Origin of the sequence: Acinetobacter sp. 1294596 (assembly GCF_000582925.1) — a bacterium.
Taxonomy (GTDB): Bacteria; Pseudomonadota; Gammaproteobacteria; order Pseudomonadales; family Moraxellaceae; genus Acinetobacter; species Acinetobacter radioresistens.
In genome coordinates this window covers 20,579-41,576 of the sequence record NZ_JFCC01000025.1, presented here as the reverse complement: position 1 = coordinate 41,576, position 20,998 = coordinate 20,579, and the positions used below count along the sequence as shown (strand labels likewise).

Below are 20,998 nucleotides of genomic sequence, written 5' to 3'. Positions count from 1 at the left end.
TGCATCCTCACAGACAGAGGTACTGAGTATTGCGGTAAGGTAGAACAACATGACTATGAGTTGTATCTGGCAGTTAATGATATTGATCACACGAAGACAAAAGCAGCTTCGCCGCAAACAAATGGTATCTGTGAGCGTTTCCATAAGACGATTTTGCAGGAGTTCTATCAAATTACGTTTAGGAAGAAGCTTTATAGCTCATTGGAAGAATTACAAGTTGATCTAGACGATTGGCTGAAATTCTATAATACTGAACGGACTCATCAAGGAAAAATGTGCTGTGGTCGTACACCACTTGAAACTTTACTTGATGGAAAACGGATTTGGGCTGAGAAGAATTTAGCTCAAATTTAACCTGACAGGCACAATAAAAAATGGGTAACTGTCAGATCAGGTTTGAGCTAGTACACCTAAGCCACGGCAAAACTAGAAATCCAGGCATGTGTCCGAATCCAACTCCAGCGAGAATAGCTTGAAATTCAGCTTCTAGATCATCTGTAATAAAACGAGGCTTTGATGGCGTGAAGCTTCGACTTTCGGTGAATGTCCATGGCCAGTAACGCCCTGTTTTATGATCGAATAGTGCTGTTAGAGGGTATTTATCAAGGTCAATAATTTTTTTGGGCATTCCAACCTTATCAATTAACTCTGGCGTACCCACAGAATAAAAGTTCACTTTCGCCAATTCCCTTGCCACATATCGATTGTCCGGCAAAAATCCAAATCTGATCCCGATATCTATTCGCTCATCGATCACATCCGAGTGTGAATCTGTTAGCACACAATCCACGACAATATCTGGATAACGTGTGGCAAATTCTGCTAGTGCAGGTACTACCAATTTACGCCCTAACACTGACGACACAGTAAGACGGACGGTCCCACGCATTTCATCTCGTTTTTCCTTGGTGTCTTTTACAAGCAGAGCATCAATCGATCCCACCGCAAAACGTGCTTGCTTTGCCAAACGCTCACCATCAGCAGTAATTTTAATTTGTCGAGTACTCCTGTAAAACAGAATCTCTCCGCGCTGCTCTTCTAGCTCTTTTATTGCCCGTGTCACTAGCTGCGGAGAAATCCCCAGCTGAGTTGCTGCCTCTTTAAAATTGCGAGACTCTGCTGCGACACAAAAGATACGCATCATTTCCAATTTGTTCTGCATGTCCAATCCTGTGTTCTGGTAATTATTCCGTAAATAGGAATTCTGAAAGATAATATTATTCATTTATTATACCTAACAAGGCTGTAATACTTAATCGATCAAATATGATTGCCAGATAGGTTGAAGGTTACTTGTATGAATAATATAGAAAATAAAGTTATTGTTATCACTGGTGCAAGTAGCGGTTTAGGTGAAGCTACTGCTCGTTTACTTGCTAAAAAAGGTGCAAAGGTTGTACTTGGTGCTAGACGTACTGAAAAATTAGAGGCTATTGTTCACGACATTCGTGCTGAAGGTGGTCAAGCTGAATTTATTGGTATGGATATAACCAAACCACAGGAAGTACAAGCACTTATTGAAAAGGCATTAAGCGCATTTGGTCAAATCGATGTATTGGTAAACAATGCTGGATTAATGTCTATTGCACCATTAAGTGAGCTAAAAGTTGATGAATGGGATCGTATGATCGACATTAATATTAAAGGTGTTCTTTATGGTATAGCAGCTACCCTACCTGTTTTCCAAAAACAAAACTTTGGACACTTTATTAATCTCGCATCTGTTGCAGGGATAAAAGTATTTAGTCCAGGAGGTACTGTTTATAGCGGTACTAAGTTTGCTGTAAGAGCCATCTCAGAAGGACTTCGTCATGAAGTTGGGGGAACAATTAGAACGACTACTATTGAGCCTGGTGCAATTGAGTCAGAACTAAAATTCGGTTCTTCTCATAAAGAAAGTTCAGAGTTTGTTACTGATTTCTACAAGCAAGCCATACCAGCTGACTCAGTCGCTCGAGCAATTGCTTATGCAATTGAACAGCCTGCGGATGTAGATATTAATGAAATTGTTTTGCGCCCAACGAGCCAAGAGTTCTAATTATTGAATAACATAAAATGGGAGCACTTCGCTCCTATTTTTACTATATTTTTTTAAAGTTAAGGACAAATCTATGAAAGCCGTATCGTATGTTATCAATAACCATGATGATTTTAAAAATTCATTGGTAGATATTGAAAAAGCGAAGCCTACGCTTAAGGAGCGTGATGTACTGGTAAAAGTTCAGGCAATCTCTGTGAATCCAGTTGATACCAAAGTGAGAAAAAATTCGTCTGAAGCAAATAATCGTATTTTAGGTTGGGATGCCGTTGGGGAAATTATCGAAGTTGGCTCAAAAGTTACCTCGTTTAAAGTAGGAGATTCTGTTTGGTATGCTGGCGATTTAACCCGAGATGGTAGTAATGCTGAGTTTCAAGCAGTCGATGAACGAATTATCAGTCTTAAACCAATTACAGTATCTAATGCAGAAGCAGCAGCATTGCCATTAACTGCAATAACGGCATGGGAAATGCTGTTTGATCGGTTTCAAATTTCAGAAACAGAAGTTGGCAGTATTTTAATTATTGGTGGTGCAGGTGGTGTAGGATCAATCGCTATCCAACTCCTAAAAGCAAAAACAAATCTGACCGTTATAGCAACAGCTTCACGTGAAGAAACAAAATCTTGGGTGGAATCACTGGGTGCCGACCATGTCATTGATCATAGCAAAGATTTTAATGCACAAATCGAGACACTAGGCATTGAAAAACCAAAATACGTATTCTCTACCAATCATACAGAAACCTATATCAAGCAAATAGTTTCTCTGATTGCACCACAAGGCAAGCTTGGATTGATCGATGATCCACAAACATTTGATATTATGCCGTTTAAGACTAAATCTATTTCTATCCATTGGGAGTTGATGTTCACCCGTTCAATGTATGAAACCGATGATATTGAAAAGCAGGGTGATCTGTTGCAACAGGTTGCCCAATTAGTTGACCAGCAAAAAATTAGAAGTACCCTCAACCAAAATCTAGGCAAAATTAACGCTGCACACTTGGAGAAGGCGCATAAGTTGCTTGAATCAGGCAAGTCAAAAGGCAAAATTGTACTAGAAAACTTCTAAAACAAATTCAAGGTGAAATAATGACTATTTCAATAATTGCGAACTTTAAGGCAAAATCAGATAAAAAAGAAATGTTAGAAGCGATTTTAAAAAGTGTAATAGAGCCTACGCTTCAAGAAGAAGGATGCTTGAAATATGAGCTTTATATTAGCGAAAATGACTCGAGTAGATATTTCTTCTTAGAAGAATGGCGTAGCAGGGAGGATTTAGATATCCATATAGCCTCTGATTATATTCAAAGTTTATTTGGTAATATCCAATCGCTAATTGAATCAAGTGATATTATAGAAATCAAAAAAATATAGCTGTATTCGGACATTATGATGAAGTATTCTTCAAATTAACATAGAGACTTAGAAAGCTAACATAAAAATGAGAGCTCTAAGCTCCTATTTTTTCTGGTTTTTTTCATTTTTAGGGCTTTGTTGCACAAAGATTTGAAAGGCAAAGCGCCCCTAATTGAGCCAAATTTAAGGCGTAACTTGGGTAAGTGGTCGACCTAATTCAGTAAATCTGTTGAGGACAGTTACACGTGCATGAATCTCATTGACTTGGCTATCAAAGCTCCTTGCACTGAGTTTATCTCCTAATAATTTAATGCAGTGCATCTTAGTTTCAACCAAACTTCGCCGATGATAGCCTGACCATTTTTCCATAGTGCCCTGCCTGAGAAGCACTGCTTCGCAAGATTAACTGTTCGAAGTAATTCATTTCGCTCTAGCGAGCTGCTTGTTCTTTGTATCTTTCTATGGTTTCGCATTTTTTCTAGGTGGAATCAGCGCATGCGCTTGCCGATCTGCAATGTCCTGACGGCATCGTTTTGTGTCATAAGCACCATCTGTATAGACAGAATCGATTTGTTCATCTAAAGGGATTTGAGCAAGTAAATCTTCCAGTACCTGTGAATCACAGACATTATTTGCGGTGAGTTGTACAGCACGTATTTGAAGGGTTTTAGCATCGATACCAATATGAAGCTTACGCCATTGGCGGCGATATTCAGGTCCATGTTTCTTACGCTTCCATTCACCTTCACCTAAAAACTTTAGGCCAGTAGAGTCTACGAGTAAACGGAGACCACCACTACTTTTTTTATAGCCAATTGCAATATCGATATGCCTTTGTCTTCTGCACAGTGTGGAGTAGGAATATCACTCATATTCGGGGCTGCTCAGCCACAAAGCTTAATCAGTCTTTGGACAAAGCCTGTGACCAGTCGCAAAGACAATTTAAATAAAGATTTGATCATTAAGCAGCATTGAATAGCCGTATCGGAGTAAGTTTGATTTCGTCCATGTTTTGCTTGCGGATGAGCATACCATTGAGTCAAAGGATCAAACCAAATGGAAATATTGCCTAGATTAATTAAGGCGCGGTTATATGTGGACCAATTGGTTGTACGAAAGATTTTGGATGTAGGTTTATTCATCTAGGAATTATACTGCGGAATAAGACCTTATCGGTAGGTTTGTGCAACAAAGCCTCTTAAAACTGAAAAATGGAAATTTTAACTTGGTAAATTTCAAATAGCTGCCAATTTTAAAGACTAGACTGCCACCACTCTCCCACCATACTAATTAGTACGTATGTATTTAGTTGTATAAATAATACTCTTCAACCGCCCTCGCCAAGTTAAAAACACCTTTATTAATTAGATCAGCACTGATTGACCCAAACCCCAAACGAAGGAAATGTTTCTGTTTGTGATCATCTAAAAAGAAAGACTGCCCCGATTCAATGAATACGCCTAAATTTGCGGCATAATGAGACAAAACCGTAGTATCAATATCTGCTGCGGTATCAATCCAACATGCTGAACCACCATTCAAAGCATAAGGTTTCCATGTTGGAAGATATTGTTTTAATGCCTTATTGAGTATTTCGCCCCGTTGTCGGTGTAACTGGTACTGACGGCGTAGCATGCTATGGTAATAGCCTTGATCGATAAACAAAGCAAAGACACGTTGATTGAATACATTTGGATGTCGCAATATCAGACGGCGTAAATGTCGAAGTTCTTGTATTAATTCGGGTGCAGCAACGATATATCCTAAACGTAACCCCGGTGCCAATGGCTTAGACAGACTTCCAAGATAAATGACGCGACCATGTCGATCTAAACTTTTTAACGCGGGGATCGTCGTATTTTGTACCAGCACCTGAGCATCATATTCATCTTCAATAATTATGCTGTCGTTTTGTTCTGCTAACTGCAATAAATTTTGTCGGCGCTGTGGTGACATGGTTACACCTGTTGGACATTGCCGTCCTGGCGTAACAAATAAATAATCGCACTCGCTTGCTCGAGTTAAAGTTACCCCCTCATGATCTACAGCTAAAGGAACAATATTCTGGGTTTGTAGCATGAATATATTACGTGCATCTGGATAACCAGGTTCCTCAACCCCTATCACATGATTCTGCCGCATTAATAACGTGGCCAACATATATAAGCCATGCTGACTCCCCACGGTTAGCAATATTTCATTCTCTTGAGCCATGATGCCTCTAGTAGGCAAAATATGCTGACGGATTGCATTAATGAGATAGGCGTCGTCCCCCTGTTGAGTAATGTCTTGTGACCATATTGAGGCATCTTTGGCAGATAAGGCACGTAATGCACATTCCCGCCAAGCTGAGGCAGGAAAGCTTTCCTCATCTGGCTGACCATAAATAAAGGGATAGGCATAATTCATCCAATCACTGGGTTTGGTCAAATGCCTTTGTGCTGAAGGTCGTATACAAAAGCGAGCCTCCAAAGTCGTCGCTTTTGACGTGGTCCGAATGGTTTTATTCTCACTACTATCAATCTGGAAATTTAAACAAACAAAATGTCCACTCCGCTGTTTGGATTCCAAAATTCGCTCAGCAACCAATTGTTGATACGCAATGGTAACCGTATTTCTTCCAACACCCAATTGATCAGCTAAATCTCGGCTAGAAGGTACTACCATACCTGGTTTTAAATAACCTTGTACTAAAGCCGAAAACATCATACGGCAGATTCTGCCCTGTAAATTCAAACCGCTCTGTGCCGTATTAGAAAATAATGCTTGCCAAACTGTAGCTGAAATTGCTGAAGTCACTAATTAATCCTTATATCTGTGCATTGCTGCGATCCATTTTGATGCTTGCCTACTCAAACTGGTGCAAAGCTCATGGTTTCAGTCCATCTTTAAGCTAAAACTGGACTTACTTGATATAAAGCAAAAGGCATTCCACTCTTATTAATTTAAGATATCTATTTAAAAACAATAACTTAATAATATTAATTATTGGCTCCATAAAAACTCTAAATCTGGTACTACGCCATATTTCAGTATTTCCGTACATTCATTTCATCAGTTTATAAAACCTAATTTTGGAGCAATACAAATGCAGCAAGCACAATTAATCCAACTTCTTACCGATTTTTCAACAGCTTGGAATCAACATGATGTTGAACAACTCATGGCATGCATGCATCCAGAATGTCGGTTCGAAACTGTGGCTGGAGATGATGTTTTTGGAACCAGAATTGAGGGCTTAGATGCAGTTCGTCAAGCATTTAGCAATACCTTTCAAAGTTTTCCAGATGCTCAGTGGCGTAACGGTAAACACTGGATCAGTGATAACGCGGAGTTCGGTATTTCAGAAACAACTTTTACAGCAACGACTGCTGATGGCGGCTGGATTGAAGCCAATATGGTTGATGTCTTTACATTTAAAGATGGAAAAATTCTCGTCAAAAATGCATTCCGTAAAAATAGACCTGTGCAACCAATCGCATAAGGAGTCATTCAATGAATCAATCTGTCCAACATGCAAGTTCATTTCGCGAACGCCTAGAACCGCATAAATCTATACCGCCACAGAGTTTTAAAAGTTACAACTCACAGTTTGACCCTTTAACCACTCCTGTCCTATCAGGTAATGAAAATTATGCGCCAACTTATTGGGTCGGCACAGCAGGTACGCCACCCGAAGATGATGGGCCATTAATGGGTGACACCGAAGCGGACATTGTCATTATTGGTGGAGGCTTCACTGGGCTATCGACAGCACTAACACTGGCTGAACAATTTGGTGCCGCCCCTCTTGTGCTTGAAGCAAACCGTCCCGCATGGGGCTGTCCCAGCCGTAACGGTGGGCAAGGTCAAAATGCGTCGGGTCGTCTGTATCGCTCCCAATGGATTGAAAAATGGGGATTAGACACCGCCAAACGTCTTGATGCCGAAATTCGGGAGGGCTTTGACTACTTTAAAGACCTCGTGAGCGGTATTGAATGTGATGCACAAGATGGTGGACATCTTTATATCGCCCATCGTGCAAAAAAAATGGCTTTCCTTGAAAATGAAGGTCGCGTCATGAAAGAGGCGTTCGGCTATCAGACTCGTATGTTGAGCCGTGAGCAACTGCATGAAGAGTATGTGGCTGATCAGGAAGCTGCCGGAGCCTTACTGGAACCCGATGGTGTTGGCGTACACCCCCTAAAACTGGCTTTTGGCTATTTAAAACGTGCCCGTGCTGCTGGTGCCAAAGTACATACTTCAAGTCCGGTACTTGGATGGGAAACGCACAATGGCATCCATTATTTACGTACTCCAAATGGTATTGTCAAAGCAAAACGTGTGGCAGTTGCAACAGGTGGCTATACGCCTAATGGCTTACACCCGCATCTTTCTGGAAAAATCATGCCGATTTTATCCAATTCTATTGTGACACGCCCTTTAACAGAAGCGGAACGTGCTGAGGCAGGCTTACACAGCACCACATTTATTACGGATACTCGAACTTTACGTCACTATTATCGCCTACTCCCTGATGGATCCATGCAATGTGGCAGTAGAAGTTCCTTAACCGGTGCAGATGCAGATAATCCAGTCCATCTCGAACGTTTAAAAGAAGGGCTTTATCGCAAATTTCCAAGCTTACGTGGCATACCTATTGCTTATTCTTGGTGGGGTTGGGTCGATGTGAGTCATGACATGATGCCTCGTATCGTACAACCCAACCCTGAGGAAAGCATTTATTATGCTATTGGTTATGGTGGTAATGGTGTGTCTTTCTCCGCGATGGCAGGACTCCGTCTTGCAGAACGAGTGATGGGAATACACCGCCCTCAATTTGAGCTTCCGATTTATAAATCCCCTTTGCCTTCACATCTGTTTCGACCATTCCGTCGACTCGGGCAAGCATTGTTATATCGCTGGTACCACTTAAGAGATGAAGTGCTTTAAGCGCAAATTCAGTCATCTGTAATGATTCGGTTATAAAAATATAAGAGGGAATCCATCATGTATGATTCAGATTCAAATCAAAGTTTAAAAAGTGCTTTAAAACCTCGTCATGTCCAAATGATGGCACTCGGCGGTGTTATTGGAATGGGACTATTTGTAGGTAGTTCTGTAGTGATTCAAGCTGCAGGTCCAGCCGCAATTTTGTCCTTTCTGATTACGGGTGTGTTGATTATTTTAGTGATGCGAATGCTTGGTGAACTTGCAACCGCCTCTCCTGTATCAGGCTCCTTCTATGCATATGCACGCCATGCTTTCCAAGATTCGCCCTATTTATCTCGACTCGCAGGCTTCATGACAGGATGGATGTATTGGTATTTCTGGGTCATCGTGATTGCATTAGAAGCGATTGTCGGTGCAAAACTCTTTGCTTATTGGTTACCTGATACACCACAATGGATCGTCAGTCTGGTTTTACTCGCCCTATTAACAGCAACGAACTTATTCTCAGTCAAATCCTTTGGTGAATTCGAGTTTTGGTTCTCATCTATTAAAGTTGCTGCGATTGGTCTTTTCATTTTCCTTTGTTCTTTATATATGTTCGGTCTTTGGCCAAACCATCAAGCCGCTGGATTTGGTGAATTGTTAAATCATGGTGGTTTTATGCCAAATGGTTGGGGACCAGTCTTATCGGGTGCTATTGCCGCAACTGGATTTTACTTTGGTGCTGAGATCGTTACGATTGCTGCTGCAGAAACCAAAGACCCCGAAAAATCTGTTGCCAAAGCAACTCAATCTGTAATTTCACGTGTACTTATTTTCTATGTTTGCTCAATTTTATTAGTGGTATGTATCGTCCCTTGGAATAGTCCAGAAATTGCGACGCCTTATGTAAGTGCATTAAAAGTTCTTAATATTCCGTTTGTTGCAGACATTATGAATGTCGTAATTCTCGTAGCGGTGCTTAGTTGTTTAAATTCTGGTGTTTATGCTGCGAGCCGTATGTTGTTTGCGTTAACCCAAAATGGTGATGCACCTCGTAGCTTAACTAAACTTTCAAAAAATGGTGTTCCAATTCGTGCCATCCTATTTAGCACATTGTTTGGTTATCTATCAATTCTAGCTTCATACTTCTCACCAGATGCTGTTTTCCCTTTCTTGGTCGAATCTTATGGAACTGTAGCCTTATTTGTCTATATCGTGATTGCATTCTCGCAAATCCGTTTGCGTCGCCACTTAGAACGTGTAGCACCTGAACGTTTAAAAGTTCGTATGTGGTGTTTCCCATACCTCAGTTATTTTGCAATCATCGGCATGCTTTCCATCTTTGCTGCCATGGCTTTTATTCCTAGTCTTCAAAAAGCGTTCTGGTTCGGTATCGCAAGTGCAGGCATCCTGTTCTGTATCTTCATTATTCGTGATTACATAGAGCTGATTAAATTACGTCATCAAAGTACACAACTGAATACGCTCATCCCTGCCAAACAAACCAAAATTTAATCCTCAAACACAATGACCTGTACCAAGTACAGGTCATCCACGTCTTTAGGAAATTACATATGCTTTTAAAAGATAAACTTGCTGCCTTCGCAGTCGTGTTCATCTGGGGTATTAACTTTTATTTTATGAAAGTTGGCGTCAGTGAGATACACCCTATGCTCCTCGGATGTTTACGCTATCTACTGGTTTTATTGCCTGCCCTCTTTTTCATTCGTATTCCAAGCATCGGGTGGAAATGGTTATTACTTTATGGCTTTATTAGTAACTTTTCTCAATTTGCTTTTATGTTCAGTGCAATTGCGACAGGAATGCCTACAGGTTTAGTCGCTTTAGTTGTGCAATCCCAAGCCTTTTTTACTGTCATGATTGCAGCATTTTTTTTACGCGAACAAGCCTTTTGGAACCAGTGGCTGGCTATCGCGATTGCCTTTATGGGCTTAATGCTGATTGCCTTTGGTCAACAACATAGTCATGTTCCATTAATGGGTTTGGCATTGGTATTATGCTCAGCAATTTCATGGGCCTGCGGTAATATCGTAGTCAAAAAAATGGGGCCTGTTCACCCAATTGGTTTAGTCGTATGGGGCAATATTCTTACCCCTTTATGGTTTTTACTTTTAGCGGTACAGAATATTGGCTGGCAAGGTGTGGTTGCGGATTGGCATGCACTGACTTGGAAAGGATTCGGCGCCGCCGCATTTCTCGCCTATTTCGCCACGATTATCGGATATGGCTTATGGATCTACCTACTGACACGTTATCCTGTTGCTAAAATTAGCCCATTGTCACTTTGGGTACCTGTTATAAGTATGATTTTTGCCTATTTATTTTTAGATGAACAATTAAATACTTTGCAGTGGTTGGGTTCATGTATTGTTATGCTGGGTTTAATGGTGCATTTATTGGGGCAAAAAATTCAAACTCTATTGTTAATGCAAAGAGCATCAAACACTTAAATAATTATAATTTTCCCATATACACTCAAAGGCTTACTCAAAAGAGTAAGCCATATTCTGAACAGCCATTCATTCGAGTTAATCCTGTCCTTTTGAGAATCATCTTAGTATAACAATAAGTAAAATTTCAGAACTTACAGAGATGGCGTCAATTGAACTCAGATCCTAACCAACTAATTCTAAAGATCTTTTATTGAATAAAAAAATTCATTGACCCAATTTTGACCCAAATCAGATTTATTGTATTGAATCACGAAGTAGTTTTGTTCAAATCCCAATTCAGGATTTGAAATAGTGTACCGATTGTAGCATCGTTACAATCTAGTAAAAATATTATATTATAACATATCGTTTATTTGATATTCTTTTTTGATGTATTATTCTTTTAAACACATTTAGGGACAAAGTAATGTTTGAAATTATTGATGATTTAAAAAATAAATTAGATCAGCATCGCCCCCTATCCCCAGCAATAGTAAAAAATTTACAAGAAGATCTTATTTTACGATGGACTTACCACTCGAATGCTATTGAAGGAAATACCCTTACTCTTTTAGAAACGAAAGTCGTGTTAGAAGGCATAACTGTCGGTGGGAAAGCATTAAGAGAACACTTCGAGGCAATTAACCATAGAAATGCTATTTATTACGTTGAAGATATTATTAGAAAAGAAGAACTATTTTCGGAATGGCAAATTCGCAATATCCATCAACTCATTTTAAAAAACATTGATGATGATAATGCTGGCCGTTATCGCCAACAAAATGTTCTAATCTCTGGTGCCACGTCTACCCCACCTGATTACACATTATTAAATGACAAGATGGCTCAGCTAGTTGATTGGTACAATTCAGAGGCACATAAGCTTCACCCCATTGAACGTGCAGCTAAAGTACATGCTGATTTTGTAGGTATCCATCCATTCATTGATGGCAATGGCCGTACATCACGCCTATTGATGAACCTCGAATTGCTTAAAGCTGGTTATCCACCTTGTGTGATTACTGTAGAGAATCGTTTAGCTTACTATGAAGCATTGGATCAATGGATGGCTTATGGAAAAACTGAAGCTTTTATTCAGTTGATTTCCAAAGCAGTGGTCGAAGGATTTAAACCGTATCAGGTGGTTTTAGGTCTTTAACTTACGATTTTATAAATAAAATTTAGATATTAACTTTCATATATCCATTGAGCATTCGGCCATTTTTTCTCATCAATAGATTGCTCAACACAACCAATAATTTCGCGTGAAATAATCCTAATATGCTTGGGGATATTTCTTGTAGAGTGCGTTGCTAAAGTAATCACACGAGAAAATGAGGGGTCTAAAATTGGAGTAACTTTAATTAATCCTGCCCTATACTCATTTATTACAGAAACTAGGGGTAAGATTGTATAACCAAAGTCCTGGATAACTAGCTGTTTTTGTATATTCAAATCATTAGTTTCAGCATAAATCTTTAAGTTAGCTTCATTTTGCTTATAAGCCTGCTCAATCAGAGATCGCAATCGATGAGGGTGAAAAGGTAAAATTAATGGAAATGGCTCTATTTTTTTAAGTTCAAGGACTTCATTTTGCTGAAGTGTAGATTGAGCCGATCCTATTAAAAATAGTGGCTCTTTTACCAACGGAGTCAAATCAATTAACTTAGAAGGTGTAGTGTCATACATTAAAGCTAAATCAATATCTCCAGCCTCTAACCATTCTTTTAAATGCCCAGAATATCCCACTGATATTTTCACTTGTACTTCAGGATACTTCTCCTTGATCAACTTCATAATCAAAGCAGAAAGTAATTCACTAATACTCGACAATACACCGATATGAACTTTCCCTCGTATCATTCCTTTATTTGCGGTTAATTCTAATTTGGCAGTCTCAACTTCTTCTAAGATTCTTCTTGCATAAGGTTCTAGTAACTTACCATCCTCAGTCAAAGCCATCCCATGACGGGAACGGTTAAATAATTTCACTCCTAATTCTTCTTCAAGCATTTGAATCTGACGTGATACAGCAGGCTGCACAATATTTAGCATAGCTGCAGCCTTAGTAAGGTTTTCTACTTCTAATATTGTAACGAAAGTCCGTAATTGTTTGATGTCCATTTCAATAATTTTCTAGCATGACTTCCATCAGAATATACTATTTTAAATTATTTTACATAACAATATATGATCAAAAATATAAAAGGGATCATGATAAGGCCATTCAAATGAAAAGCACTTTTAATAACTACCAAGAAATCCGTGAAGCTGTTCGTGCATTATGTGCGCAATTTCCAGATGAATATCATCGCAAAATTGATGAAGACAAAACTTATCCTGAAGAGTTTGTAGATGCCTTAACTAGTGCAGGCTGGTTGGCAGCAATGATTCCAGAAGAATTTGGCGGTTCAGGATTGGGCTTGGCTGAAGCATCTGTAGTTATGGAAGAAATTAATCGCAGTGGCGGAAACTCAGGCGCTTGTCACGGTCAAATGTATAACATGAGTACACTGTTACGTAACGGCTCTCAGGTACAGAAAGAATTTTATTTACCTAAAATCGCATCTGGTGAATGGCGTCTACAATCTATGGCAGTGACAGAACCTACGACGGGTACAGATACTACAAAGATTCGTACCACCGCAGTAAAAAAAGGTGACAGTTATGTGATTAATGGTCAAAAGGTGTGGATTTCACGTGTGCAGCATAGTGATTGGATGATTCTTCTGGCACGAACAACGCCTTTGGCTGAAGTGAAAAAGAAATCTGAAGGCATGTCTATTTTCATGGTTGATATTAAAGAAGCCATGAAATCAGGCATGGCGGTGCAACCTATTCCCAATATGGTGAATCACGAAACCAATGAATTATTTTTTGAAAACCTAGAAATTCCTGAAGAAAACTTAATCGGTGAAGAAGGTAAAGGTTTTAAATATATTCTAGATGGCCTGAATGCAGAACGTACTTTAATTGCTGCAGAATGTATTGGTGATGGTTATTGGTTTATGGATCGCGCAACCAAATATGTAAAAGACCGAGAAGTATTTGGCCGTCCAATTGGTCAAAACCAAGGTGTGCAGTTCCCGCTTGCTGAATCTTTCATTGAAATCGAAGCTGCAAACTTAATGCGTTTCCGTGCTTGTGAACTGTTTGATCATGGCCAGTCTTGCGGTGCTGAAGCAAATATGGCGAAGTATCTGGCTGCTAAATCAAGCTGGGAAGCAGCAAATCACTGCTTGCAATTCCATGGCGGTTTTGGATTTGCCAATGAATACGATATTGAGCGTAAATTCCGTGAACCCCGCCTGTATCAAGTTGCCCCTATTTCGACGAATTTAATTCTCAGTTATGTTGCTGAACATTTACTTGATTTACCGCGCTCATTCTAAATAAAGGCTACAGCATGGAAAAAGTACAAAAATCTGCACGCTCTTATCTTTTTGTACCGGCTAATCGTGTAGAACGTTTTGAAAAAGCGCTCAGCACATCAGCGGATGCAATTATTATCGATTTAGAAGATGCGGTTCCAGTGAATTTAAAAAATTCAGCCAGAGAAACTTTAAAATATTGGCTGATGGAGCATCCACAAAAAAATATGATGATCCGTATCAATTCAAAAAACAGCGAATGGTTTGCGGACGATATCCAGTTGGCAAAATTCAGCAATGTGCAAGCGATTGTGTTACCCAAAACTGAATCTGTTGCAGATATTGATGCTGTGACTGCTATTCGTGCAATGGATATATTCGCACTGATCGAAACCCCGCTTGGATTTGTCAATATCCGTCAAATTGCTCAGGCAAAATCGGTTAAGGCACTGATATTCGGTTCAATTGATTTTCAGTTAGAAATGAATATGCAAGGCGGTTATGAGGAGCTTTTGTCATTTCGTAATGAATTCGTATTGGCTTCTAAACTTGCAGGAATCGAGTCTCCTATCGATGGGGTTACTGTTGACTTCAAAGACGAAGCTTTAGTTGAAAAGGAAACCTTACAAGCCAAGAATCTGGGTTTTGCAGGAAAACTTTGTATTCATCCAAAGCAGATCGATATTGTGAATACTGCATTTAGTCCAACAGATGTTGAAATTCAGTGGGCGCAGCGTGTTTTGGATGCTATTAATCAAGCCCAAGGCCAAGCCATCAGCCTAGATGGAAAAATGATTGATTTACCCGTCATTTTGAGAGCGCAAAAGATTTTGAAGCAAGCGGGTTTAAACGCATAAAGGATTAAGGAGTGGTCATGGAAAACTACAGTAATTGGATTGGAAAAAAAGAAGTACTGGATGATTATTCAGATCATCGTCCTGTAGCAATGATGCAGGCTTTACTCAATGAAGAAAATAAGTTACCGGCTGATTTACCGCATTTATATCATTGGTTTTATTTTCTACCTTTGGTTAACGGACAGGATCTTGCTCTAGATGGACATCCTAAAAAAGGCGGATTCTTACCCCCTATTCCTTTTCCTAAGCGTATGTGGGCAGGCAGCCGCTTAGAGTTCATCAAACCCATTGCCGCTCATCAATCCATATGTCGTGAATCAGAAATTTTAAAGGTTGAGTTCAAACATGGAAAAAGCGGTGACATGTATTTCGTTACCGTTCAGCATTCAATTTATGCAGAAAATGAATTGGCCATCATTGAAGAACAAGACATTGTGTATCGTGATGTAAGCAACCAAGTACAACGTGCTCCTCAGAAGCAGCCTGAAAATGCAGAAACAAAAGCATTCGATTATAAAAAATCGTTCCCTATCGATCCTGTGACGCTATTCAGGTATTCGGCTGTGACATTCAATGGACATCGTATTCATTATGACCGTCCTTATGCCACCCAAGAAGAAGGTTATCCTGGCCTTGTGGTGCATGGCCCACTTTTAGCCACTCTTTTAATTCATCATTTCAAACAAGAATATCCAGATAAACAAATTACTCATTTTGAGTTTCGTGCGGTGAATCCAGTCTTTGATTTTGATGATTTTCAAATCTATGGCAGTATTAAATCCACGCAAGGAGAATTATGGATTCAAAAAGACAATGGTCAAATTTGCATGAAAGCAAAAATTTCTTTTAAGGAATAAGTCCAATGCTTCCTTTAAATGATATTACCGTCATTACACTCGAGCATGCAATTGCTGCACCATTTTGTACACGGCAACTCGCAGATTTAGGTGCACGGGTAATCAAGATTGAGCGTCCAAATATCGGTGACTTCGCACGAAAATATGATGAGCGTGTCGATGGAATGTCTTCGCATTTTGTATGGGCCAATCGGTCTAAAGAAAGCTTAACACTGGATATTAAAACTCAAGCGGCTCAAGATATTCTCAGGCAGCTTGTATTAACAGCAGATGTACTGGTGCAAAACCTTGCGCCAGGTTCTGCTTCCCGGCTTGGTCTGTCTTTTGAAGAATTGTCTGCAATCAATCCGAAAATTGTTGTCTGTGATATCTCAGGGTATGGTGATGATGCTGAAAATCCCGGTCCTTATCATGATAAAAAGGCCTATGACTTACTGATTCAGAGTGAATCCGGATTTTTATCGATCACTGGCACCGAAAATGAGTATACAAAAGCAGGCTGTTCTATTTCTGATATTGCTGCCGGTATGTATGCCTATTCCAATATTTTGGCTGCCTTGATTGAACGCGCTAAGACAGGTAAAGGAAAACGTATTGATATTTCGATGCTTGAAAGCATGACTGAATGGATGGGCTATCCGCTCTATTATGCGTTTCGTGGCAATACCGCACCTCAGCGGACCGGAGCCTCGCACGCAACCATCTATCCTTATGGTCTTTTCCATACGGGTGATGATAAACAAGTCATTTTAGCGGTTCAAAATGAGCGGGAATGGAAAGCCTTTTGCAAATTTGTATTGCAAGACGTTACACTTTCAGAAATGCCTGAATTCATAAACAATACATTACGCTCAAAAAATCGTGAAAAACTACAAGCTATTATTTTAGATGTATTTAAACATTTAACTCAGACAGAAGTGATCAATCGTTTAGATCTTGCCAATATTGCCAGGGCGAATGTGAATGAAATGAAAGACGTCTGGCATCATCCACAATTACAAGCACGACAGCGCTGGACTGCGGTAGACACCCCGGTTGGTCGAGTTCCGACACTTAAACCCGTCGGATGCAAGAATGATAAAGATTACCAAATCGGTCCTGTACCAGACCTGGGAGAACATACCCAGGCAATTCTAGAGGAATTAGGCTATAGCAGAGTTGCCATTCAAGAATTTATTGACCAAGCCATCATTTAGGATTTTCCGGTTTTCCAGCATCATATAGGCCGTGATGTTGGATTTTTTGAAAATATCGATATCCCTTAGGTGCCGTCAATACAGGACGCTATTCTCCTTACGGCTCTTCATTTAGTGTTTTGGGTCACCTATCCCTAATGGAATGATTTAAAAATACATACCAGCAACCTCACTTTGGTCTAACAATAATCACATTTCATATATAGTGAAAAAATGAAATACTTTTGACTTAATATCAATTCAAGTAAGTATTGCTGCGAATAATCTTTTTTAATTTTAATAATTTCACGCGAGTAAACCTGTGAACTTTGATTTAAATGATTTCAGGCTGATTCTGAATATCGCCGAGACTCAAAATTTAACTCGGGCTGCTGAAAAAACCTTTATTTCGACACCTGCAGCCAGTAACCGGATTAAGAATCTAGAACAGCAATTAGGCCTAAAAATTTTAGAGCGCTCATCTCAAGGTGTCAGACTAACTGAAATTGGCCAGATTTATCTCAAATACGCAAAATCTTTCCAGCATGAAATTGAATGCCTGAAAGGTGAATTGTCTCAATTTAACAACCTAATTCAGGGCAAATTAACCATTGCCGCTAACACCACGGCCATCACTGAATATATTCCTAATGCACTGTCGGAATATTTAATTACCCATCCACATGTCGATGTAAATCTGAAAGAGATGACCAGTGAAGAGATCATTCATGTGGTCGCAGACCGGCAAGTGGATTTAGGCATTATTTCAGGCGATATCGACACCGATCATTTACAGACTTTACCTTTAATTTCTTCTCAACTCGTTTTGATTACACCGAAAATGCACCCTTTACTGGAAATTGAAAATATCACTTTAATCGATATTATTGAGTATTCTGTAGTGACCTTAAACGAAGGCAGCGCCATTCAGCAGTTCTTATATAAGCTTGCCCTTCAACTAGACAAAAAAATCAACATCCGAGTTCAGGTTTCAAGCTACGATTCCATCTGTCAAATGGTCGCTGCCGGTGCCGGCATCTCCATCATTCCGCTGGCGGCATTTCAGCGCCTCCAGCATATTCATCCCCAGCTTACCTGCACCAAAATCAATGAAAAATGGGCGCAGCGCAGCTTTAAAATCTGTTCAATAAATTTCAATCAAATAAGTCAATTTTCTAAAGATTTTATCCAGTGTTTACAAGCACACATTCATTAAGTATTTGATTTTTTATGCTGAATTTTGCGTTAACTAGAGGTTAACACAGATTTCAAATTATAAAATTGTGCCAAACACTAGAATGTGTGACCTTACTATTAAGTATAAGAAACTTGAATTTTACAAGGTAGTAAGATGATCAATAAAATCTTCAATTCGGCAAAGGATATTGTCATAGACATTCAAGATGGTTCAATCATTGCAATTGGTGGCTTTGGTGGATCTGGTATGCCCAATCAACTTATCGATGCACTCATTGAACAAGGTGCGAAAGATCTAACTATTGTAAGTAATAATGCGGGGAATGGTGATCAAGGTCTTGCAGCACTACTCAAAGCTAAACGCGTCAAAAAACTAATTTGTTCTTTCCCTCGCCAAAAAGACGCATATGTTTTTGAAGAACTATATCGCAATAATGAAATTGAACTTGAAGTTGTACCTCAAGGTACGCTTGCAGAACGTTTAAGAGCTGCTGGTTGCGGTATCGGTGGGTTTTATACACGTACAGCTTATGGCACCTTACTTTCAGAAAATAAAGAGACCAAAGAAATAGATGGTCAAGGTTACGTCTTTGAGAAAGCTTTGGCCGTAGATTACAGCCTGATTTATGCCAAGGCAGGCGATCGATGGGGCAATCTAATTTACAACAAAACTGCACGTAATTTCGCTCCTATTATGGCTATGGCTGCAAAAACTACTTTAGTCGCTGTAGATCAAATCTGTGAACTTGGTGATTTAGACCCAGAAATCATTATTACTCCTGGAATTTTTGTCGATCGTGTGACACTAAAAAGTGAAATTGGAGCATAAGCATTATGGATATCCAACAAAAAAATAATCTTGCTCAACGTGTGGCTCAAGATATACCAGAAGGTTCATATGTCAATTTAGGTATTGGTTTACCGACTCTAGTTGCAGACTATTTCACTGATAAAGAAGTGATTCTACAAAGTGAAAATGGTGTTTTAGGTCAATGGACTCAAGCTGAAAAGGGTAAAGAAAATTGGGATTTGATCAATGCCGGAAAAGAAGCGATTGATTTAAAAAAAGGTGGTGCCTTTTTTCATCATGCGGACTCTTTTGGAATGATGCGCGGTGGACATTTGGATTACTGTATTTTAGGTGCATTCCAAATTTCAGCCAACGGTGATCTAGCCAATTGGCATACAGGACATCCAGATGCCATTCCTGCTGTAGGTGGTGCAATGGATCTTGCTTCAGGCGCACAAAATGTTTACGTCATGATGGAACATTTAACCAAGCAAGGCCAAAGTAAAATTTTAGAAGAATGTAGCTATCCATTAACTGGATTGGCCTGCGTAAACCGTGTTTATACAGAGATTGCGACTTTTGAATTTATTAAAGGCCAAGTATTTGTAATTGATATCGTTTCACCTCATACACCCGAATATATCCAAACTATTACAGATGTACCGCTGGATTTTTCAAGAATGAAATAAATTATAAATCGATTTTACAAAGGAGATGTAAATGGGAATGTTAAATTGGTACAAGGAATCGGATTCCAACCAGAAAAAGACATTTTGGGCATGTTATGCAGGATGGGCTCTTGACTCTTATGACATGCAAATTTTTAGTTTTTTATTACCCGTCATTATGGCAACTTGGGCTCTTACCCAAACTCAGGTTGGCCTGATTGGTACAGTTGCCCTGATTGTTACTGCCATTGGTGGATGGATCGCAGGTATTTTGGCCGACCGTTATGGTCGTGTAAAAATCCTGATGTTTACTATTTTATGGTTTACATTTTTTGGCATACTGGCAGGATTTGCACAAAACTATGAACAGCTTTTAGTCGCAAGGACGCTACAAGGTCTTGGTTTTGGTGGCGAATGGGCTGTGGGTGCGGCACTCATGGCCGAAGCTGTTTCTGCAAAACACAAAAATAAGGCTGTCGGCTTTGTCCAGTCAGGAATGGCTTTAGGTTGGGCAGGATCGGTGATTGTAGCCACAATACTTATTACGATGCTACCACCAGAATGGTCTTGGCGTGTGGTTTTTTGGACTGGTGTCATTCCCGCTTTAATTGTGATTTATATTCGCCGTAATGTGAAAGAATCAGTTAAATTCGTTAATGATGTGGCTAAAAATAAAGAAAATATTGAGAAAGCATCTTTTAGTTCTATTTTCAAAAAAGAATATTTACGTTCAACCATTTTCGCAAGTTTACTCGTTATAGGTTTACAAGCAGCATGCTATGCCATTCTTATTTGGATTCCGACCCTGATGAATGAGCGTGGACTGAGTCCAAGTTCTAAAATTGTCACGATTTTAATTATGGCTGCAGGAGCATTTGCAGGCTTTATGTTTACAGCTTATCTAGCTGATAAATGGGGTCGTAAACAGACTCTGATTGGTATGTCTATTTTGAGCTGGATTGTGACCGTGGTGTATATGTTGATTGCAATGAATCAATACATCACCTTGGCACTGGGCTTCTTTGTCGGTTTCTCTTCAATCGGTATGTTTGCAGCACTTGGACCATTTTTAACAGACTTATTTCCGACTCATATTCGTACCACAGGTATGGGCTTTTCCTACAATGTCGGAAAATCATTTGGTGCTCTATCAGTCGTTGGTGTGGGTATTCTTGCTGAATCATTAGGTCTTGCTCCCTCGATCGGTTTGTTCTGCTTAACAGCTTACGGCTTAGCAACAGTCTCTATTTTACTCATTAGAGTGCCTAAAGATGAACCTAACTTAATATCTCATCATTATCAAAAACAGGGAGTTTAAA

At 39.6% G+C, this 20,998-nt stretch carries 19 protein-coding genes and 2 pseudogenes; 17 read left to right on the top strand and 4 right to left on the bottom strand.

Annotated features, from left to right (window positions below):
• A partial coding sequence (locus tag J502_RS10015) for an integrase core domain-containing protein (protein ID WP_034683965.1) occupies nucleotides 1-354 on the top strand: 354 nt, incomplete at its 5' end.
• Nucleotides 355-409: 55 nt separating this feature from the next.
• Here the strand turns inward: J502_RS10015 and J502_RS10010 are convergent.
• Nucleotides 410-1,162, bottom strand: a pseudogene (locus J502_RS10010) (LysR family transcriptional regulator); the annotation flags it as partial.
• Between the two features lie 135 nt (nucleotides 1,163-1,297).
• Here J502_RS10010 and J502_RS10005 point away from each other — a divergent pair.
• The 3 genes from J502_RS10005 (at nucleotide 1,298) to J502_RS09995 (ending at nucleotide 3,415) form a co-directional block, all read left to right on the top strand.
• Nucleotides 1,298-2,038 (top strand): SDR family oxidoreductase, encoded by a 741-nt coding sequence (locus J502_RS10005; protein WP_005015484.1) that lies wholly within the window; start codon nucleotides 1,298-1,300, stop codon nucleotides 2,036-2,038.
• 73 nt (nucleotides 2,039-2,111) lie between these two features.
• Nucleotides 2,112-3,110, top strand: coding sequence for a zinc-binding alcohol dehydrogenase family protein (locus J502_RS10000; protein ID WP_034683963.1), 999 nt, complete (start codon nucleotides 2,112-2,114; stop codon nucleotides 3,108-3,110).
• Nucleotides 3,111-3,130: 20 nt separating this feature from the next.
• Nucleotides 3,131-3,415 (top strand): putative quinol monooxygenase, encoded by a 285-nt coding sequence (locus J502_RS09995; RefSeq protein ID WP_005015487.1) that lies wholly within the window; start codon nucleotides 3,131-3,133, stop codon nucleotides 3,413-3,415.
• A 165-nt stretch (nucleotides 3,416-3,580) separates the two neighbouring features.
• Here the strand turns inward: J502_RS09995 and J502_RS16610 are convergent.
• Both J502_RS16610 and pdxR read right to left on the bottom strand, forming a co-directional pair.
• Nucleotides 3,581-4,539, bottom strand: a pseudogene (locus tag J502_RS16610) (IS5 family transposase).
• Nucleotides 4,540-4,702: 163 nt separating this feature from the next.
• Entirely contained in the window at nucleotides 4,703-6,196 is a 1,494-nt protein-coding gene (gene pdxR / locus J502_RS09990; RefSeq protein ID WP_034683962.1) for a MocR-like pyridoxine biosynthesis transcription factor PdxR, read from the bottom strand.
• Between the two features lie 289 nt (nucleotides 6,197-6,485).
• Between pdxR and J502_RS09985 the strand changes: the two genes are divergently transcribed.
• From J502_RS09985 to J502_RS09965, 5 genes are all read left to right on the top strand, one after another.
• The gene (locus tag J502_RS09985; protein ID WP_005015496.1) at nucleotides 6,486-6,881 is read left to right on the top strand and encodes a nuclear transport factor 2 family protein; all 396 of its coding nucleotides are present in this window, start codon (nucleotides 6,486-6,488) and stop codon (nucleotides 6,879-6,881) included.
• A gap of 11 nt (nucleotides 6,882-6,892) precedes the next feature.
• On the top strand, nucleotides 6,893-8,329 hold the full coding sequence (locus J502_RS09980; RefSeq protein ID WP_034674675.1) for an NAD(P)/FAD-dependent oxidoreductase: 1,437 nt from the start codon (nucleotides 6,893-6,895) through the stop codon (nucleotides 8,327-8,329).
• Between the two features lie 57 nt (nucleotides 8,330-8,386).
• A complete protein-coding gene (locus J502_RS09975; protein ID WP_005015504.1) occupies nucleotides 8,387-9,826 on the top strand; it encodes an amino acid permease in 1,440 nt (479 codons plus the stop codon).
• A 59-nt stretch (nucleotides 9,827-9,885) separates the two neighbouring features.
• Entirely contained in the window at nucleotides 9,886-10,782 is an 897-nt protein-coding gene (locus J502_RS09970) for an EamA family transporter (protein ID WP_005015505.1), read from the top strand.
• Between the two features lie 409 nt (nucleotides 10,783-11,191).
• Nucleotides 11,192-11,923: a Fic family protein gene (locus tag J502_RS09965; protein WP_005406674.1), complete on the top strand. Its 732-nt coding sequence runs from the start codon at nucleotides 11,192-11,194 to the stop codon at nucleotides 11,921-11,923.
• A 29-nt stretch (nucleotides 11,924-11,952) separates the two neighbouring features.
• Here the strand turns inward: J502_RS09965 and J502_RS09960 are convergent, their stop codons facing one another.
• Entirely contained in the window at nucleotides 11,953-12,888 is a 936-nt protein-coding gene (locus J502_RS09960; protein WP_005015513.1) for a LysR family transcriptional regulator, read from the bottom strand.
• Nucleotides 12,889-12,995: 107 nt separating this feature from the next.
• Here J502_RS09960 and J502_RS09955 point away from each other — a divergent pair, with 107 nt between their 5' ends.
• The 8 genes from J502_RS09955 (at nucleotide 12,996) to J502_RS09920 (ending at nucleotide 20,997) form a co-directional block, all read left to right on the top strand.
• Nucleotides 12,996-14,156: an acyl-CoA dehydrogenase family protein gene (locus tag J502_RS09955; RefSeq protein ID WP_034672033.1), complete on the top strand. Its 1,161-nt coding sequence runs from the start codon at nucleotides 12,996-12,998 to the stop codon at nucleotides 14,154-14,156.
• 14 nt (nucleotides 14,157-14,170) lie between these two features.
• Complete coding sequence (locus J502_RS09950; RefSeq protein WP_005015518.1) at nucleotides 14,171-14,992, top strand: HpcH/HpaI aldolase/citrate lyase family protein; 822 nt, start codon at nucleotides 14,171-14,173, stop codon at nucleotides 14,990-14,992.
• A 17-nt stretch (nucleotides 14,993-15,009) separates the two neighbouring features.
• Nucleotides 15,010-15,849 (top strand): HTD2 family dehydratase, encoded by an 840-nt coding sequence (locus tag J502_RS09945; RefSeq protein ID WP_005015521.1) that lies wholly within the window; start codon nucleotides 15,010-15,012, stop codon nucleotides 15,847-15,849.
• 5 nt (nucleotides 15,850-15,854) lie between these two features.
• Complete coding sequence (locus tag J502_RS09940; RefSeq protein ID WP_005015523.1) at nucleotides 15,855-17,045, top strand: CaiB/BaiF CoA transferase family protein; 1,191 nt, start codon at nucleotides 15,855-15,857, stop codon at nucleotides 17,043-17,045.
• A gap of 301 nt (nucleotides 17,046-17,346) precedes the next feature.
• A complete protein-coding gene (locus tag J502_RS09935; RefSeq protein ID WP_005015524.1) occupies nucleotides 17,347-18,240 on the top strand; it encodes a LysR family transcriptional regulator in 894 nt (297 codons plus the stop codon).
• A gap of 135 nt (nucleotides 18,241-18,375) precedes the next feature.
• Complete coding sequence (locus J502_RS09930; protein ID WP_005015526.1) at nucleotides 18,376-19,050, top strand: 3-oxoacid CoA-transferase subunit A; 675 nt, start codon at nucleotides 18,376-18,378, stop codon at nucleotides 19,048-19,050.
• A gap of 5 nt (nucleotides 19,051-19,055) precedes the next feature.
• Nucleotides 19,056-19,700, top strand: coding sequence for a 3-oxoacid CoA-transferase subunit B (locus J502_RS09925; RefSeq protein ID WP_005015530.1), 645 nt, complete (start codon nucleotides 19,056-19,058; stop codon nucleotides 19,698-19,700).
• Between the two features lie 31 nt (nucleotides 19,701-19,731).
• Complete coding sequence (locus J502_RS09920; protein WP_005015535.1) at nucleotides 19,732-20,997, top strand: MFS transporter; 1,266 nt, start codon at nucleotides 19,732-19,734, stop codon at nucleotides 20,995-20,997.
• Nucleotide 20,998 lies beyond the last annotated feature (1 nt).

Excerpts from the sequence above, each read along its gene's own strand:
- J502_RS09960 (WP_005015513.1), bottom strand. The coding sequence starts at position 12,888 with ATGGACATCAAACAATTACGGACTTTCGTTACAATATTAGAAGTAGAA.
- J502_RS10000 (WP_034683963.1), top strand. The coding sequence starts at position 2,112 with ATGAAAGCCGTATCGTATGTTATCAATAACCATGATGATTTTAAAAAT.
- J502_RS09975 (WP_005015504.1), top strand. The coding sequence starts at position 8,387 with ATGTATGATTCAGATTCAAATCAAAGTTTAAAAAGTGCTTTAAAACCT.
- J502_RS09965 (WP_005406674.1), top strand. The coding sequence starts at position 11,192 with ATGTTTGAAATTATTGATGATTTAAAAAATAAATTAGATCAGCATCGC.
- J502_RS09945 (WP_005015521.1), top strand. The coding sequence starts at position 15,010 with ATGGAAAACTACAGTAATTGGATTGGAAAAAAAGAAGTACTGGATGAT.
- J502_RS09920 (WP_005015535.1), top strand. The coding sequence starts at position 19,732 with ATGGGAATGTTAAATTGGTACAAGGAATCGGATTCCAACCAGAAAAAG.
- J502_RS09925 (WP_005015530.1), top strand. The coding sequence starts at position 19,056 with ATGGATATCCAACAAAAAAATAATCTTGCTCAACGTGTGGCTCAAGAT.
- J502_RS09930 (WP_005015526.1), top strand. The coding sequence starts at position 18,376 with ATGATCAATAAAATCTTCAATTCGGCAAAGGATATTGTCATAGACATT.
- J502_RS09985 (WP_005015496.1), top strand. The coding sequence starts at position 6,486 with ATGCAGCAAGCACAATTAATCCAACTTCTTACCGATTTTTCAACAGCT.
- J502_RS10005 (WP_005015484.1), top strand. The coding sequence starts at position 1,298 with ATGAATAATATAGAAAATAAAGTTATTGTTATCACTGGTGCAAGTAGC.
- J502_RS09955 (WP_034672033.1), top strand. The coding sequence starts at position 12,996 with ATGAAAAGCACTTTTAATAACTACCAAGAAATCCGTGAAGCTGTTCGT.
- J502_RS09995 (WP_005015487.1), top strand. The coding sequence starts at position 3,131 with ATGACTATTTCAATAATTGCGAACTTTAAGGCAAAATCAGATAAAAAA.
- J502_RS09980 (WP_034674675.1), top strand. The coding sequence starts at position 6,893 with ATGAATCAATCTGTCCAACATGCAAGTTCATTTCGCGAACGCCTAGAA.
- J502_RS09940 (WP_005015523.1), top strand. The coding sequence starts at position 15,855 with ATGCTTCCTTTAAATGATATTACCGTCATTACACTCGAGCATGCAATT.
- J502_RS09950 (WP_005015518.1), top strand. The coding sequence starts at position 14,171 with ATGGAAAAAGTACAAAAATCTGCACGCTCTTATCTTTTTGTACCGGCT.
- J502_RS09970 (WP_005015505.1), top strand. The coding sequence starts at position 9,886 with ATGCTTTTAAAAGATAAACTTGCTGCCTTCGCAGTCGTGTTCATCTGG.